Origin of the sequence: Bradyrhizobium sp. i1.15.2 (assembly GCF_040548425.1) — a bacterium.
Taxonomy (GTDB): Bacteria; Pseudomonadota; Alphaproteobacteria; order Rhizobiales; family Xanthobacteraceae; genus Bradyrhizobium; species Bradyrhizobium canariense.
On record NZ_JBEPRQ010000016.1, the window covers coordinates 77,433 to 93,030 of the forward strand.

The window sequence follows — 15,598 nt, forward strand, 5'->3', positions numbered from 1 at the left end:
ATCGCACCGGTGCTTTGAGACGATGGCTTCCAACAGGCACAGCCCGCCAAGGGCGAGACCTGAGGAAACGCCATGCCGATCGTCCAGGCCGACCGCCTCACGCGCATCAGCGCCGCGCTGCTTCGTGCCGCCGGAGCTTCCGCGGAAGAGGCCGACGCGATCGCATGCGACTGCGTCAACGCCAATCTCGCCGGCCACGATTCCCACGGCGTGATCGCTGTTTCCGCTGATGGCGATGCGCGAAGGCATGATCGGGATCGCGACGGCGGATTCCGGCCGCTCGCGGAAGCACGTGGCGGCCTTCGGCGGCAAGGAGGCACGGCTCGGCACCATCCGATCTCGATTGCGGTGCCGTCCGACCTCGATGCGCCGTTCTACCTGGACATGGCGACCTCTGCGGCGCGCGCTGGCGCGCGAGTACAGGCTCGATACGATCCTCGACCTGGCCTGACGGATTTCGGCCTGACGCAATTCGGAGAACAGCAGCATGACGCGGCAGATGGTACTGGTCGGCTTCCTTCAGGCCCAGAACTGCACGAATTTGCCTAGCTCGTGGCGGCATCCGGACTCGCGCGACGATTCGATGTCGGCGGACTATTATCAGGAGATCGCCAAAATCCTCGAAGCCGGCAAGTTCCACATGGCGTTCTTCGACGACCGGTTGGCGATGCCGGACCGCTACGGCAACGATCACGCCCACACCGTCGAATACGGCATCCGCTGCGTGAAGATGGATCCGCTGATCGTGCTGACCACGATGGGCATGGTTACGGAGAAGCTCGGGTTGGGGGCGACCGGCTCGACGACTTATTTCGAACCTTTCGACATCGCCCGCCGCTTCGCAACGCTCGACCTGATGTCCGGCGGACGCGCCGGGTGGAACGTCGTCACCTCGCTCAACGACGGCGAGGCACACAACATGGGGCGCGACTCTCATCCCGAACATGATTCCCGCTACGACAAGGCCGACGAATTCATGGAGGTCGTGCTCGGCCATTGGGACACTTGGGAGGACGGCGCGCTCATCATGGACAAGACGAGCGGCCGCTTCGCCGATCCAGCCAAGGTGAAGCGGCTCGATCACAAGGGCCCATTCTACAAGTCGCGCGGTCCCTTCACCGTGCCGCGCTCGGATCAGGGCCATCCCGTGATCATCCAGGCCGGCGCGTCCGGACGCGGGCAGCGCTTTGCAGGACGATGGGGCGAAGTAATCTTTACCGCTGCACGTAACCTCTCCGCCGCCAAGGACGGCTATGCGGCGGTGCGTAACGAGGCCGCGAAAGTCGGCCGCGATCCGGAGGCGATGTTCCTCTGCAACCTGACGACGCCGGTTTGCGCCGCGACCAAAGCCGAGGCCGAAGATAAGATGGCGCTGATCAACAAGCTGCCGCTGCAGATCGATGCGCTGTCGCTGCTGGCCGAAGCACTCAACTACGACTTCGCCTCCAAGGATCTCGACGAGCCGCTGACGACTGAGGAGTTGAAGAGCATGCAGGGCATTCTGGGCATCCGGGACGGCGTGCTCAAGAACTCCGGTAAAAGCAATCCGAGCGCGCGCGACTTCGTCACCTTCTCCGGCCGCGGTCAGGTCCAGGATGCGATGGTTGGCGGCCCCAAGGAGATCGCGGACAAGCTCGAAGAAATGTTCGTCGAGCACGGCTGCGACGGTTTTGTCATCGCCGCGACCTATGTGCCCGGCTCCTATGCGGATTTCGTGCAATATATCGTCCCGGAATTGCAGCGGCGCGGATTGTTCCAGAAGGAATATCGCGGCAAGACGCTGCGGGAAAATCTCGGGCTGAAGCGGCCGGCGGCCGGCGACTGGAAAGTGCAGCCGCGCGATGCCGCGGAATAACAACGGAGACACGGCATGCGCTGGCTGACATTCACGGCCGCGGACAAGACGTCCTGGGGATTCGTCGAGGGTGACCAAGTGATTGCGGTCGACGGCGATCCCTTCGGCGAATGGCAGCGGACCTCGCGCACGCATCCGCTGTCGCAGGTCAGAATCGAGCTTCCGCTGATTCCGCGCACCTTCTACTGCGTCGGCCTGAACTATCTGAAGCACCTGAAAGAGGCCGCCGACAAGCGGGGCGAAGTGCCGGCAGTGCCGGACAGACCAGAGATCGGCTATCGCGCTCAGAATGCGCTGATCGCACATGACGAGGACGTCGTGATCCCGTCCTTTGCGACGGACAAGATCCACTACGAAGGCGAACTCGTCGTCATCATCGGCAAGAAGGTCAAGCATCTCACGAAGCAGAATGCGATGGATTGCGTGTTCGGCTACACCATCGGCAACGACGTCAGCGAACGAAGCTGGCAGAAAGCCGACCGCAGCCTGTGGCGGTCGAAGAACGCCGACACGTTCAAGCCGATGGGCCCGTGGATCGAGACCGAAGTCGACCTCGCCCGTATGGAGACCATCGTTCGCGTCAACGGCGAGGAAACCAACCGCTTCCGCACCAACGACATGATCTTCGGCGTGGTGCCGTTCCTTGTCGAGCTATCCAAATACTTTACGTTATGGCCCGGCGACATGATCTGGATGGGCACCGACGGTGCGTCGCCCGACATCAAGCACGGCGATGTCGTGGAGATCGACATCACCGGCATCGGCACGTTGCGGAATAGATTCGTGCGGGAGGAGCGGTAGCCCACGTTGCACCAACAGTGTCGTCCCGGCGAAAGCCGGGACCCATGCGCCGCAGCAGATGTTTTGATTAGGACTCGTCGTTACGGCTTCGCAAGGCAATTGGCATTCGTGGTTATGGGTCCCGGCCTTCGCCGGGACGACGAAGCGCTGCCTCTCAAAACGGTAGGATCACGCTGGTCTTGATCTCCTTCAGCACCACATTGCTTCTGACATAGCGAATGCCGGGAATGCGGAACATGAACTCGTCGAGAAATTTGTTGTAGGCCGTCATGTCCTGCACGACGACGCGCAAATGGTAATCGGCATCGCCCGTGGTCGCAAAGCACTCCAGCACCTCACGCCGCGTGGTCACCCGCGCGACGAACTCGTCGACGAATTTTGCGTCGTGCCGTTCCAGCGAGACGTGGAGGATCGCGGACATCGCGAAGCCGGCCTGCTCGCGCGCGACCAGGGCCGCATAGCCCTGGATGGCACCGCTCTCCTCCAGCGCGCGCACCCGGCGCCAGCAGGCCGAGGTGGACATGCCGACCGCGTCGGCGAGCTGCTGGTTGGTGGCGCGGCCGTCCTTCTGGAGATAGGCGAGAATCCGCGCGTCTTGGTCTTCGATCATGGAAAGCACCAAAATGGATTACTCTACCGCTTTGTAGATTATAACGGACAATTCTACCACAATGGATATCCTATTCGGGAAAATAGGTAGGACCTACCAGTTGCCGAGGCCTACCCTTCTCCCATCCGGCAAGGATGCCGCGGGAGGTCCGCATGGACGCCATTTCCTCACTCGACGCCTACCAGCTTTCCGACCGCTACGATCGCGAAGAAGGCCGCGTCTTCCTCACCGGCACGCAGGCCATCGTCCGCATCGCGCTCGACCAGGTGCGGCGCGACCGTGCCGCCGGGCTGAACACGGCGGGCTTCATCTCGGGCTATCGCGGCTCGCCGCTCGGCGGCATCGATCTCGAACTGTGGCGCATCCAGGAGCGGCTGAAGCGGGACCGCATCGAATTCCTCCCCGCGGTGAACGAAGACCTTGCCGCGACGGCGGTGCTCGGGTCGCAGCAGGTCGAGACGCAAGCTGACCGCGAGGTCGATGGTGTGTTCGGGCTCTGGTACGGCAAGGGTCCCGGCGTCGATCGCTCCGGCGATGCGCTGAAACACGGCAATGCCTACGGCTCCTCACCGCATGGCGGCGTTCTGGTGGTCGCTGGCGACGACCATGGCTGCGTCTCGTCCTCGATGCCGCACCAGTCCGACGTCGCTTTCATGAGCTGGTTCATGCCGACGCTCCACCCCGCAAGCGTCAGCGAGTATCTCGAATTCGGTGAATATGGCTATGCGCTGAGCCGCTTCACCGGCATGTGGGTCGGCTTCAAGGCGATCTCGGAGATCGTGGAATCCGGCGCCTCCGTCGCGCTGCGCCCGCCGCGCGCCTTCCACACTCCGGACGTCACGCCGCCACCCGGCGGCTTGCACTATCGCTGGCCCGATCTGCCGGGGCCGCAGATCGAGGAGCGGCTGGAGGCGAAGAAGCACGCGGTCTACGCCTTCGCAAAGGCCAATCCGATCGATCGTCACATCTACGATATCCCGGGCGCTACCTACGGCATCGTCACCACAGGCAAAGCCCATCTCGATCTGATGGAAGCGTTGCGGTTGATGGATCTCGACGAAGCGGCCTGCCGCAGCATCGGCATCGACATCTACAAGGTTGGCATGGTCTGGCCGCTGGCGCTGCATGACGCGATGGCCTTCGTGAAGGGCAAGCGCGAGATCCTCGTGGTCGAGGAGAAGCGCGGTATCATCGAAAGCCAGTTCAAGGAATATTTTTACGATTATCCGGGCGAAAAACCCGAGCGCATGGTCGGTAAGCACGACGAAACCGGCGCGCGGCTGATCTCCTGGATCGGCGAATTGTCGCCGCGCGCGCTCGCTGGGGTGCTTGCACGCCGTCTCGATCCGATGTTCCCAAGCCTTAATCTCGCCGCGCGCGCAGCCGGCTTGATGCCTGAGGCTGCGCGCACGATCAACGTCAGCGGTGCGACGCGCACGCCGTATTTCTGCTCCGGATGCCCGCACAACACATCGACAAAAGTGCCGGAGGGGTCGAAGGCGCTGGCCGGCATCGGCTGTCATTTCATGGCGAGCTGGATGGACCGCGAGACATCGTCCCTGATCCAGATGGGCGGCGAAGGCGTGAACTGGGCCGCCTCGTCACGCTTCACCGGCAACAAGCACGTGTTCCAGAATCTCGGCGAAGGCACCTATTATCATTCGGGCTCGATGGCGATCCGGCAGGCGATCGCGGCCAAAGCCAACATCACCTACAAGATCCTGTTCAACGATGCCGTCGCCATGACCGGCGGCCAACCCGTCGACGGCCCGATCAGCGTCCACGCCATCGCGCACAGCGTCCGCGCCGAGGGCGTTGCGCGCATCGCGTTGGTGTCGGACGATCCAGCGCAATTTTCGCCAGGCGACCTGCCGGTCGGCGTGTCCATCCATCCGCGCGAAGAGATGGACGATGTACAGCGCGAGCTGCGCGAGATTCCCGGCGTCTCGGTTCTGATCTATCAGCAGACCTGCGCGACAGAGAAGCGGCGTCGTCGCAAGCGTGGGCAGATGATCGATCCCAAACGCTTCGCCTATATCAGCGATCTCGTCTGCGAAGGCTGCGGCGACTGCTCGGTCGAATCCAACTGCCTCAGCGTCGAGCCCAAGGAGACACCCTTCGGCCGGAAGCGGCGGATCAATCTCTCGTCCTGCAACAAGGACTTTTCCTGCCTCAACGGGTTTTGCCCGAGCTTCGTCACCGTTGAGGACGCGACGCGCCGGAAGAAGGGCGCAAGCCGGACCGACGCGGTCGGCCACGCGGCCACACTTCCCCTGCCCACTCTCGCAACGCTCGACCGTCCCTATGATCTGCTCGTCACCGGCGTCGGCGGCACCGGCGTGATCACGGTCGGCGCGCTGATCGGCATGGCGGCGCATCTCGAACGAAACGGCGTCTCGGTGCTGGATTTTACCGGCTTTGCGCAGAAATTCGGGCCGGTGCTGAGCTACATCCGGTTGGCCGCGTCCCCCGACGCATTGCATCAGGTCCGTATCGACCAGGGCGCGGCCGATGCGCTCATCGGTTGCGACCTCGTCGTCAGCTCCTCGCCGAAGGCGTCCGGCACCTATCGGAAAGGCACGCGAGCCGCGGTCAACACCGCGGAGATGCCGACCGGCGAGGTCGTCCGCTTCCGCGACGCGGATCTCGCCTCACCCGCCCGCCTGCGCGCGATCGGCCAGGTGATCGGCGACGGCAATCTCGACACCATCAACGCCAACGCACTGGCGGAGCGTCTGCTCGGCGATGCCGTCTATGCCAACATCGTCATGCTGGGCTTTGCCTGGCAGCGCGGGCTGTTGCCGGTCTCGCTGTCGGCGCTGTTGCGCGCGATCGAGCTCAACGGCGTCGCGGTCGAAAGCAACAAGCAGGCTTTCGCCTGGGGCCGGATTGCAGCGGCCGACCCTGACTTCTTGCCGAAGGTGGACGAAGCGCCCAAGGCCGAGACGCTCGACCAGCTGATCGACCGCCGCGCCGACTTCCTCGCGGCTTATCAGAACGATGCCTATGCAGCGCGCTATCGAGCACGCGTTGCAAACGTTCGCAATGCGGAAGCCAACCTGAATAGCGAGAAGTTGACCGAGGCGGTTGCGCGCGCCCTGTTCAAGCTGATGGCCTACAAGGATGAGTACGAGGTGGCGCGCCTGCACATGCAGAGCGGCTTCCTCGACGAGCTGAAGCGCGAGTTCGAGGACGGCTTCAGCGTCAAATACCATCTCGCTCCGCCCTTCCTGCCGTCCGAGCGCGACGCCCGCGGCCGGCCGCGCAAGCGCGCCTTCGGCCAGTGGATCCAGCTGCCGCTCGCCGCGCTCGCGCGACTGAAAGGGTTGCGCGGGACAGTATTCGATCCGTTCGGCTACACCGTCGAACGCCGCACCGAGCGAAACCTGATCGCCTGGTATGAGGGCGTGATCGAACGGATGCTCGGCGAACTCGATGCGGCGCGCCTGCCCGATCTCGTCGTGATCGCCAAGGCGCCGATGGAGATCCGCGGTTACGGGCCGGTGAAGGACATCGCGATCGCGAAGGTGAAGCCGGCGGTCGAACGGCTTCTCGCCGATGTGATCGCAGCGTCGCAGGCAAAGTTGCGCGCCCACGGTTGACGTGATGCCGGCGAGGCTTCAGCCTCCCGAATTCGAGGGCTCCATGATGGAGCCGGGCAAGCGGGTGACGCATCATGGATTTCGATCAGTTGACCCTGACCCAGGCCGCCGCCGACCTCCGCGCCGGCAAGGTGACGAGCACAGCACTCACGACGGAAGCGCTTGCCCGCGCCAAAGCCAATGCCGACCTCAATGCCTTCGTCACCCTGGACCAGGCCGGCGCCCTGAAGGTTGCTGCCGCATTCGACGCGACGGGCGACCGGACAAAACCGCTTGGCGGCGTGCCCATCGTGATCAAGGACAACATCGAGGTTGCCGGGCTGCCCTGTAGCGCGGGCACGCCGGCCCTGAAGGATTACGTTCCCACGGCCGACGCGCCAGTTGCGGCAAAACTGCGGGCCGCAGGCGCGGTCATCATCGGCAAGACCAGCATGCACGAGCTCGCCTTCGGCATCTCCGGCTACAACACCGCATTCAAGACCGCTGCCGAGTTCGGCGTGCGCAACGCCTATGACCGCGCCCTGATCGCCGGCGGCTCTTCCTCCGGGACCGGTACCGCGATCGGCGCGCGCATCGTGGCAGGCGGGCTCGGCACCGACACCGGCGGATCGGTCCGGGTGCCGGCTGCGCTGAATGGATGCGCCTCGCTGCGCCCGACCATCGGACGCTATCCGCAAGCTGGAATTGCGCCGCTCTCGCACACCCGCGACACCGCGGGTCCCATGGCCGCGACCATGGCGGATGTCGCGCTGCTCGACCGCGTCATTGCAGGCGGCGATGCCATCGCGCCGGCCGATCTGAAGCTGGTGCGGATCGGCATCGTAAAGGCGATGCTGAGCAATCTCGACGCCGACACCGACGCCGCATTCGAGGCGGCCGTCACGAAAATGAAGGCGCAGGGCGTCACCGTCATCGAAATCGAGATGCCGCTGCTCGCCGAACTCAACGGCCAAGTGAGCTTTCCCGTCGTGCTGTATGAGGCCTATGACGACATGGTCGCGTATCTCAGACACACCGGTACCGGCCTCAGCATCGCGGCGCTGGCAGCGGAGATATCCAGCGCAGACGTCAAGGGTACCTATGATGGGCTGGTGATCCCGCGCAAACTGCCCGCCCCCGATGGCACGCTGATTGACGCCAAGCCGATCTACGACGCCGCGATCAACACAGCGCGCCCCGCGCTTCAGGCGCTCTACAGCAGGACTTTCGCCGACAACCGGCTCGATGCCATCGCCTTCCCGACCACGCCGCGCGTCGCCATTGCCTCCAATCCCGATTCCAGCAGCCTCGAAAATTTCGGCCTGTTCATCCAGAACACCGATCCAGGCAGCAATGCCGGAATTCCCGGAATCCAGATCCCGATTGCGCTCGGCCCGGTCAGCAAGCTCCCGATCGGGCTCGAGCTGGATGGCCCGTCCGGAAGCGATCGCCGCCTACTTGCGGTCGGGATGGCACTTGAAAAAGTGTTCGGACGGCTGCCGGCGCCGTCCCGATCATGAATAGGGATTGATCAGCTTCTGCTGCTCAGCGCTATGATGCACGAGCATGTCGATGAAGGTCCTGACCTTTGCCGACAGATGATGGCGGTGTGGATAGACGGCATTCATCGACATCTCGACTGGACGATATTCGGGCAAGAGGCGCACGAGCCGACCGGCCTCGAGATCGTCGCGGATCAGAAATCCGGCCATCAGGCAGACGGCAGCGCCTTCCAGCGCCACCTTTCGCAAGGCCTCACCGCTGTTGGTGATGAAGCTGCCGGAGATGCGCACCGATGCCGGCGCGCCCTTGCGATCGAAGAAGCGCCAATCGTCGCCGAACGGATAATTCAAATGGCGCCCGCAATTGTGCGCGGCGAGCTCGTCGAGCTTCTGCACGCGACCGTGCTTGTCGAGATAGTCGTGCGAGCAGCACAGGACGTGGCGCCAGGTGGCCAGGCTGCGGACGATCAGGCTCGAATCCGGCGGCGCGGTCATGCGCAGAGCAACGTCATAACCTTCTTCGATGAGATCGATGTCGGCCTCGCCCATGCGCAGATCGATCTTGAGCTCCGGATAGGTCGACAGGAGCCTCGCCACCACGGGCGCGACGAACGGCACCATATGCGTGGCGACGTGGATCCGTAGCGTGCCGCGCGGCACCGACTGCAATTCGCTCGCGATGTCGTCGGCCTGTTTGATTTCGGCGAGTATCTGGATGCAGCGGTCGTAATAGGCCTTGCCGATGTCGGTGAGGCTGACCTTGCGCGTGGTGCGCTGAAGCAGCCTCACCCCGAGGCGGTCTTCCAACGCCTGGACGTGATTGCTCACCATGGTGGTCGACATGTTGAGCTTGCGGGCTGCTGCAGAGAAGCCGCCGGCCTCGGCCACCCGGCTGAAGACTTCGAGACTTGTCAATCGGTCCATACCGACTGATTATCCGCTCTTGGTCGATAATCGCAAGAAATTCTGTCCGATTATCCATCAGATCGTCTCGCGCGCGGATGGCGGACGGGTTAGCCGCAATCGCTCGACAGAGGCGGCAATCGCTCTGGGGCAGTCGCACCTCCGGCTCGGTAGACCATACGCGAAGGCGGGTCCCCGGACTATCCACTCTCAGCGGATAATCCTTCCGGTATTTCGCCGATTATCGATCGAGCGAAGAAGACCGATAGTCTCAGCCACCAGACAGGAGACTGCCATGTCCGAGATGCCCCGCACCGAAAACTTCCAGCAAGCGACTGAGATACTGCAAGCTTCTCCGCCGGTGCCGGTGCGTGGTCCGACCCGGAATATGGTCCGGCGGGCGGCGTTGGCGCTCGCGTTCCTCGCGGGCACAGCAGCGATTGTCCATTACGGACACGACTACTGGGTCAACGGCCGTTATCTCGAGACAACCGACGACGCCTATGTGAAGGCCGACTCCACGATCGTCGCGCCAAAAGTCTCGGGCTACATCGCCAAGGTGCTGGTCAGCGACAACGAAAAGGTCAAAGCGGGCCAGGTGCTGGCGAAGATCGACGACCGCGACTTCAAGGCGGCGCTCGACCAGGCCCGCGCTGATGTCGCTGCGGCGGAAGCATCGGTGCGCAACCTCGACGCCCAGCTCGAACTCCAGCAGCCGATCATCGAGCAGAGCACGGCCGATGTCGCTGCTGCGGACGCGAATCTGAAATTTGCGCAGGAGGAGCGCGCCCGCTACGACGATTTGATGAAGTCGGGCTCCGGCACGATTCAGCGCGCACAACAGACTGACGCTGCGTTGCGCGCCAGCAATGCACAGCTGCAACATGCCAGGTCGGGCCTCGTGGCCGCGCAACGCAAGGTCGACGTGCTCACCACCCAGCGCGCGCAGGCTACGGCCCAACTCGAACATGCGCGCGCGGTCGCGGAGCAGGCGACGCTGAATCTCTCCTACACCGAGATTACCGCGCCGGTCGACGGCACGGTCGGCGCCCGCTCATTGCGCGTGGGACAGTTCGTGCAGGCCGGCACGCAATTGATGGCGGTAGTGCCGCTCGATGCGGTCTATGTCGTGGCAAATTTCAAGGAGACGCAACTCACCCATGTCCGCTCCGGCCAGCCGGTCGAGCTGCACGTCGACAGCTTCCGCAACCAGACCCTGCGCGGCCATGTCGACAGCCTGTCGCCGGCGAGCGGCCTTGAATTCGCGCTGCTGCCGCCCGACAACGCCACGGGCAATTTCACCAAGATCGTGCAACGGGTGCCGGTGAAGATCGTGCTCGACGACCACAGCCTGACCGGCCTGCTGCGCCCCGGCATGTCCGCGGTGCCGACCGTCGACACCAAACAGGCCGTCATGGCCGAGCGCGAGACGGCAAAGCATCTCGCCGACAACGCGGCCCGTCCTAACGGCGGCTGAAGCCGGGAGGGTCCCGTGGGATTTTCAAATCCTGCCGGATGATCCTTCCTGCGCTTCTCCGATTATCGAAACCAACTGCTTGATCCATCCTGTCTCCGTAACCGAGACGAGGCCTCCATGAGCACGCTCCAAACGACCGTCAACGCCGCCTCCGCCGCCAAAATCCCCGCTTCAGTCGCGGCCCCCATAACGCCTGCCGTGTCGACCAAGACCTGGATTGCCGTGATCGGCGCGACGCTCGGCGCCTTCATGGCGGTGCTGAACATTCAGATCGTCAACGCGTCGCTCGCCGACATCCAGGGCGCGATCGGCGCCGGCATCGACGATGGCGGCTGGATCTCGACCTCTTATCTGATCGCGGAGATCGTGGTGATCCCGCTCTCGGGCTGGCTGGCGCAGGTGTTCTCGATCCGCATCTATCTCCTCACCAACGCGGTCCTCTTCCTGGTCCTATCGGCCGCCTGCGCGTTGGCGCAGGACCTGCCGCAGATGATCGTGCTGCGGGCGGTGCAAGGTTTTACCGGCGGCGTGCTGATTCCGATGGCGTTCACGCTCATCATCACATTGCTGCCGCGCGGAAAGCAGCCGGTCGGCCTCGCGCTGTTCGCGCTGTCGGCGACGTTCGCGCCCGCGATTGGCCCCACCATCGGCGGCTATCTCACCGAGAATTTTGGCTGGCAGTACATCTTCTACGTCAACGTCGTCCCGGGCGGGATCATGGTCGGCATGCTCTGGTACGCCCTCGATGCAAAGCCCATGAAGCTGTCGCTGCTGCGCGACGGCGACTGGGCCGGCATCATCACCATGGCGATCGGACTGTCGGCGCTGCAGACAGTGCTCGAGGAAGGCAACAAGGACGACTGGTTCGGCTCGCCCTTCATCGTCAAGCTGTCCGTCATCGCGGCCGTGGCCCTGATCGCCTTCCTGATCATCGAGCTCACGGTGAAGAAGCCGCTCCTCAACCTGCGTCTGCTGGTCCGCCGCAACTTCGGCTTCGGCATGCTCGCGAACTTCCTGCTGGGGATCGCACTCTACGGCTCGGTGTTCATCCTGCCGCAATATCTGGCCCGCATCCAGGGCTACAATGCCGAGCAGATCGGCATGGTGCTGGCCTGGACCGGCCTGCCGCAACTTCTGCTGATCCCGCTGGTGCCGCGGCTGATGCAGACGCTCGATGCGCGGCTCATCATCGGCGTCGGCTTCGTCCTGTTCGCGGCCTCCAACTTCATGAATATCTATATGACCGGCAACTATGCCGCCGATCAATTGCTCTGGCCCAATGTGGTCCGCGCGATCGGCCAGGCGCTGGTGATGGCGCCGCTGTCCGCGGTGGCCACGGCCGGCATCGAGGCGGAGAATGCGGGCTCGGCGTCCGGCCTGTTCAACATGATGCGCAATCTCGGCGGCGCCGTCGGCATCGCGCTGTTGCAGACCCTGCTGACCAAACGCGAGCAGTATCACTCCAACGTGCTGATGCAGTCGGTCTCGGTATTCGAGCAGTCCACCCGCACGAGACTGGAACAGCTCACGCAATATTTCATCAATCACGGCGTGCTCGACCGTGCGGATGCCGCGCATCGCGCCTATGTCGCGATCGGTCACATCGTCCAGAAGCAGGCTTACATCTTCGCCTTCAGCGACACCTTCTATCTGCTCGGCATGGCGCTGATCGTGGCGCTCGCCGCCGTCCTGTTCTTGAAGAAGCCCGGCCATGCCTCGGCCGGCGGCGCCCACTGACATCAACCCGGCAACCAAGGAGAACGACCATGAAACCCCGCATGAATTTCTACCAGGCCGCACCCGACACGATGAAGGCCCTGATGGGGCTGGAAGAGCAGATCCAGTCGACGGGCCTTGAGAAATCGCTGATCGAGCTCGTCAAGATCCGCGCGTCACAGATCAACGGATGTGCCTTCTGCATCAACATGCACACCGAGGACGCGCGCAAGCGCGGCGAGACCGAGCAGCGCATCTATCTGCTCAACGCCTGGCGCGAATCCCCGCTCTACACCGACCGCGAGCGCGCCGCACTGGCCTGGACCGAGTCGGTGACGCTGATCTCCGAGACGCACGCGCCCGATGACGTCTACGAGCAGGTCCGCGCGCAATTCTCCGATGCGGAGACGGTGAACCTGACCATGCTGATCGGCGCCATCAATGCCTGGAACAGGATCGCAATCGCATTCCGCGCGGTTCACCCGGTGAAGGTGAAGGCGTCGGTGGCCTGAGGTGCTGACGCATGAGGCCAAACTGCCTCCATGCATTCGACTGTCATGCCCCGGCTTGACCGGGGCATCCAGTACGCCGCGGCTTCTCGAGTCAAGCACTCCCGTCACGGCGTACTGGATCGCCCGGTCAAGCCGGGCGATGACGGCGGTGGACGGCTAAACCGCCGTCGCCTTGGCGAACTCCACGTAGATCTCGCGCAACCGCGCGGCAAGCGGGCCGGGCTTGCCGTCGCCGACCTTCTTACCGTCGATCGCAACCACCGGCTGGACGAACAACGACGCCGAAGTGGCAAAGGCTTCCTTGGCGGCGAGCGCCTCGGCGACCGTGAAGGAACGCTCTTCGACGCGGAGCTGGCGCTCTTCCGCCAGCGCCACCACCGCCTTCCGGGTGCAGCCCGGCAGGATCGCGTTGGAGTTCTTGCGGGTCACGATGACGTCGTCCTGGGTGAGGATGAACGCCGAGGACGAACCGCCTTCGGTGACGTAGCCGTCTTCGAGCATCCAGGCTTCGCCCGCGCCGGCCTCGGCCGCGGCCTGCTTTGCCAGCACTTGCGCGAGCAGTGCGACGCTCTTGATGTCGCGCCGCTCCCAGCGGATGTCGGGCACGGTGATCACGTTGATGCCGGTCTTGGCCGAGGCGGCGTTGATGATGTCCTTCTCCGACGTGAACATCACCAGGCTCGACTTGACGTCGCCCTTGGGGAAGGCGAAATCGCGGCCCTTGTCGGCGCCGCGGGTGACCTGGAGATAGACGAGACCGTTCTCGACCTGGTTGCGCGCGATCAGCTCTTTCTGGAGCTCGGTGATACGCTCGACCGTCTCGGGCAGCTTCAGCTGGATCTCGCCGACCGAGCGCTCCAGCCGCGCCAGATGCGAGGCATTGTCGATCAGCTTGCCGTCGAGCACGGCCGAGACCTCATAGATGCCGTCGGCGAACAGGAAGCCGCGATCGAGGACCGAAATTTTGGCGTCCGAGAGCGGGACGAATGAGCCGTTGACATAGGCGATCGGATCCAAGGCAGGTCTCCTGGGGAGGAAGGGATTTGGCGCGCTTATACGTGAAATGGGGGCGGCGATCACCCCTCTATTCGTCATTCCGGGGCATTCGCGCAGCGAATGAGCCCGGAATCCATTTCGCCTCGTACAATGCCGCCCGATGGATTCCGGGCTCGCGACTACGTCGCGCCCCGGAATGACGGCGGAGTTAGTGGGAGAGAATCTTCGACAAGAACTTCTGCGCGCGGTCGCTGCGGGGCTTGCCGAAGAAATCGTCCTTCGGGGCGTCCTCGACGATCTCGCCGCGATCCATGAAGATCACGCGGTTGGCAACCTTGCGGGCAAAGCCCATCTCGTGCGTCACGACCATCATGGTCATGCCCTCATGGGCGAGGTCCACCATGACGTCGAGCACCTCGCTCACCATTTCGGGGTCGAGCGCCGAGGTCGGCTCGTCGAACAGCATGACAATGGGATCCATCGCGAGCGCGCGAGCGATCGCCACCCGCTGCTGCTGGCCACCGGACAGGTTCGCGGGATACTTTTGCGCCTGTTCCTTCAGGCCGACGCGCTCCAGCAGCTGCATGCCTTTCGCCATCGCCTTGTCGCGCGACCGGTCGAGCACCTTCTGCTGTGCGAGGCAGAGATTGTCGATGATCTTCAGATGCGGAAACAGCTCGAAGTGCTGAAACACCATGCCGACACGCGAGCGCAGCTTGGGCAGATTGGTCTTGGGATCGTTGACCTTGGTGCCATCGACGCTGATGTCGCCTTTCTGGAACGGCTCCAGGGCGTTGACGCATTTGATCAGCGTCGACTTACCTGATCCCGACGGGCCGCAGACCACGACCACCTCGCCCTTGGTGACGCTGGTGGTGCAGTCGGTCAGCACCTGGAAGCTCGGGCTGTACCATTTGTCGACGTGGCTGATCTCGATCATGACAGACTCTATCGAATGATGGCGATGCGCGCCTGCAGGCGGCGAACGCCGAAGGACGCAACACAGGAAATGGTGAAGTAGACGATTGCTGCGAACAGATACATTTCGACCAGACGGCCGTCGCGCTGCGCGACCTTGCTTGCCGCACCGAGGAAGTCGGTGATCGACAGCACGTAGACCAGGGAGGTGTCCTGGAACAGCACTATGGTCTGCGTGATCAGCACCGGCAGCATGTTACGGAAGGCCTGCGGCAGCACGACGTAGCGCATGGTCTGGGCGTAAGTCAGGCCAAGGGCGTTGGCTGCGGCCGGCTGGCCGCGCGAGATCGACTGGATGCCGGCACGCATGATCTCGGAGAAGTACGCGGCCTCGAACATGATGAAGGTGATGAGCGAGGATGCGAACGCGCCGACGCTGATCGGGCGCGACGCGCCGGTCACCCACTGCCCGATATAGGGCACCAGGAAGTAGAACCAGAAGATCACCAGCACCAGCGGCAGCGATCGCATGAAGTCGACATAGACCCCGGCGATTCGGCCCAGGATCTTGAAGCCAGACAGCCGCATCAGCGCGATGGCCGTGCCAAAGATCAGGCCGCCGAGCGCCGCAAGACCCGTAAGCATCAGCGTGAACGTCATGCCCTCGTAAAACAGATAGGGCAGTGCGCGACGGATGACCTCGAAATCGAAATTGCTGAACATGGTG

The 15,598-nt window shown here is 63.5% G+C and carries 13 protein-coding genes; 8 read left to right on the plus strand and 5 right to left on the minus strand.

The window, feature by feature from the left end; genetic code table 11:
- The first annotated feature begins 72 nt into the window (after positions 1-72).
- The 3 genes from ABIB80_RS25470 to ABIB80_RS25480 are packed head-to-tail and all read left to right on the plus strand — an operon-like array spanning position 73 to position 2,656.
- Positions 73-549, plus strand: a complete 477-nt coding sequence (locus ABIB80_RS25470) for a hypothetical protein (RefSeq protein WP_473253579.1) — start codon at positions 73-75, stop codon at positions 547-549.
- Positions 488-1,855 carry an LLM class flavin-dependent oxidoreductase gene (locus tag ABIB80_RS25475; protein ID WP_007597009.1) on the plus strand — a complete coding sequence of 456 codons (1,368 nt, stop codon included), beginning with the start codon at positions 488-490 and terminating at the stop codon, positions 1,853-1,855. Before ABIB80_RS25470 ends, ABIB80_RS25475 begins: the two co-directional genes overlap by 62 nt.
- 15 nt (positions 1,856-1,870) lie before the next feature.
- Positions 1,871-2,656, plus strand: coding sequence for a fumarylacetoacetate hydrolase family protein (locus tag ABIB80_RS25480; protein WP_007597011.1), 786 nt, complete (start codon positions 1,871-1,873; stop codon positions 2,654-2,656).
- Positions 2,657-2,810: 154 nt separating this feature from the next.
- On the opposite strand, the gene ABIB80_RS25485 is transcribed toward ABIB80_RS25480, so the two are convergent.
- Positions 2,811-3,266 (minus strand): Lrp/AsnC family transcriptional regulator, encoded by a 456-nt coding sequence (locus ABIB80_RS25485; RefSeq protein ID WP_007597013.1) that lies wholly within the window; start codon positions 3,264-3,266, stop codon positions 2,811-2,813.
- Between the two features lie 152 nt (positions 3,267-3,418).
- Here ABIB80_RS25485 and ABIB80_RS25490 point away from each other — a divergent pair, with 152 nt between their 5' ends.
- Both ABIB80_RS25490 and iaaH read left to right on the plus strand, forming a co-directional pair.
- Positions 3,419-6,868, plus strand: coding sequence for an indolepyruvate ferredoxin oxidoreductase family protein (locus tag ABIB80_RS25490; protein ID WP_007597015.1), 3,450 nt, complete (start codon positions 3,419-3,421; stop codon positions 6,866-6,868).
- Positions 6,869-6,942: 74 nt separating this feature from the next.
- Entirely contained in the window at positions 6,943-8,367 is a 1,425-nt protein-coding gene (gene iaaH / locus ABIB80_RS25495; protein ID WP_007597017.1) for an indoleacetamide hydrolase, read from the plus strand.
- On the opposite strand, the gene ABIB80_RS25500 is transcribed toward iaaH, so the two are convergent.
- Entirely contained in the window at positions 8,362-9,273 is a 912-nt protein-coding gene (locus tag ABIB80_RS25500) for a LysR family transcriptional regulator (RefSeq protein ID WP_007597018.1), read from the minus strand. The genes iaaH and ABIB80_RS25500 overlap by 6 nt on opposite strands.
- 274 nt (positions 9,274-9,547) lie before the next feature.
- On the opposite strand from ABIB80_RS25500, the gene ABIB80_RS25505 reads away from it, so the two are divergent.
- The 3 genes from ABIB80_RS25505 (at position 9,548) to ABIB80_RS25515 (ending at position 12,957) form a co-directional block, all read left to right on the plus strand.
- Complete coding sequence (locus ABIB80_RS25505) at positions 9,548-10,729, plus strand: HlyD family secretion protein (RefSeq protein WP_007597019.1); 1,182 nt, start codon at positions 9,548-9,550, stop codon at positions 10,727-10,729.
- A gap of 117 nt (positions 10,730-10,846) precedes the next feature.
- On the plus strand, positions 10,847-12,466 hold the full coding sequence (locus ABIB80_RS25510; RefSeq protein WP_007597022.1) for an MDR family MFS transporter: 1,620 nt from the start codon (positions 10,847-10,849) through the stop codon (positions 12,464-12,466).
- 29 nt (positions 12,467-12,495) lie between these two features.
- Positions 12,496-12,957: a carboxymuconolactone decarboxylase family protein gene (locus ABIB80_RS25515; protein ID WP_007597023.1), complete on the plus strand. Its 462-nt coding sequence runs from the start codon at positions 12,496-12,498 to the stop codon at positions 12,955-12,957.
- Between the two features lie 156 nt (positions 12,958-13,113).
- Here the strand turns inward: ABIB80_RS25515 and ABIB80_RS25520 are convergent, their stop codons facing one another.
- The 3 genes from ABIB80_RS25520 to ABIB80_RS25530 form a co-directional block, all read right to left on the minus strand.
- Positions 13,114-13,974 (minus strand): D-amino-acid transaminase, encoded by an 861-nt coding sequence (locus ABIB80_RS25520; protein WP_007597025.1) that lies wholly within the window; start codon positions 13,972-13,974, stop codon positions 13,114-13,116.
- 187 nt (positions 13,975-14,161) lie between these two features.
- The gene (locus ABIB80_RS25525; protein WP_007597027.1) at positions 14,162-14,893 is read right to left on the minus strand and encodes an amino acid ABC transporter ATP-binding protein; all 732 of its coding nucleotides are present in this window, start codon (positions 14,891-14,893) and stop codon (positions 14,162-14,164) included.
- 8 nt (positions 14,894-14,901) lie between these two features.
- On the minus strand, positions 14,902-15,594 hold the full coding sequence (locus ABIB80_RS25530) for an amino acid ABC transporter permease (protein WP_007597029.1): 693 nt from the start codon (positions 15,592-15,594) through the stop codon (positions 14,902-14,904).
- Between the last annotated feature and the right edge of the window lie 4 nt (positions 15,595-15,598).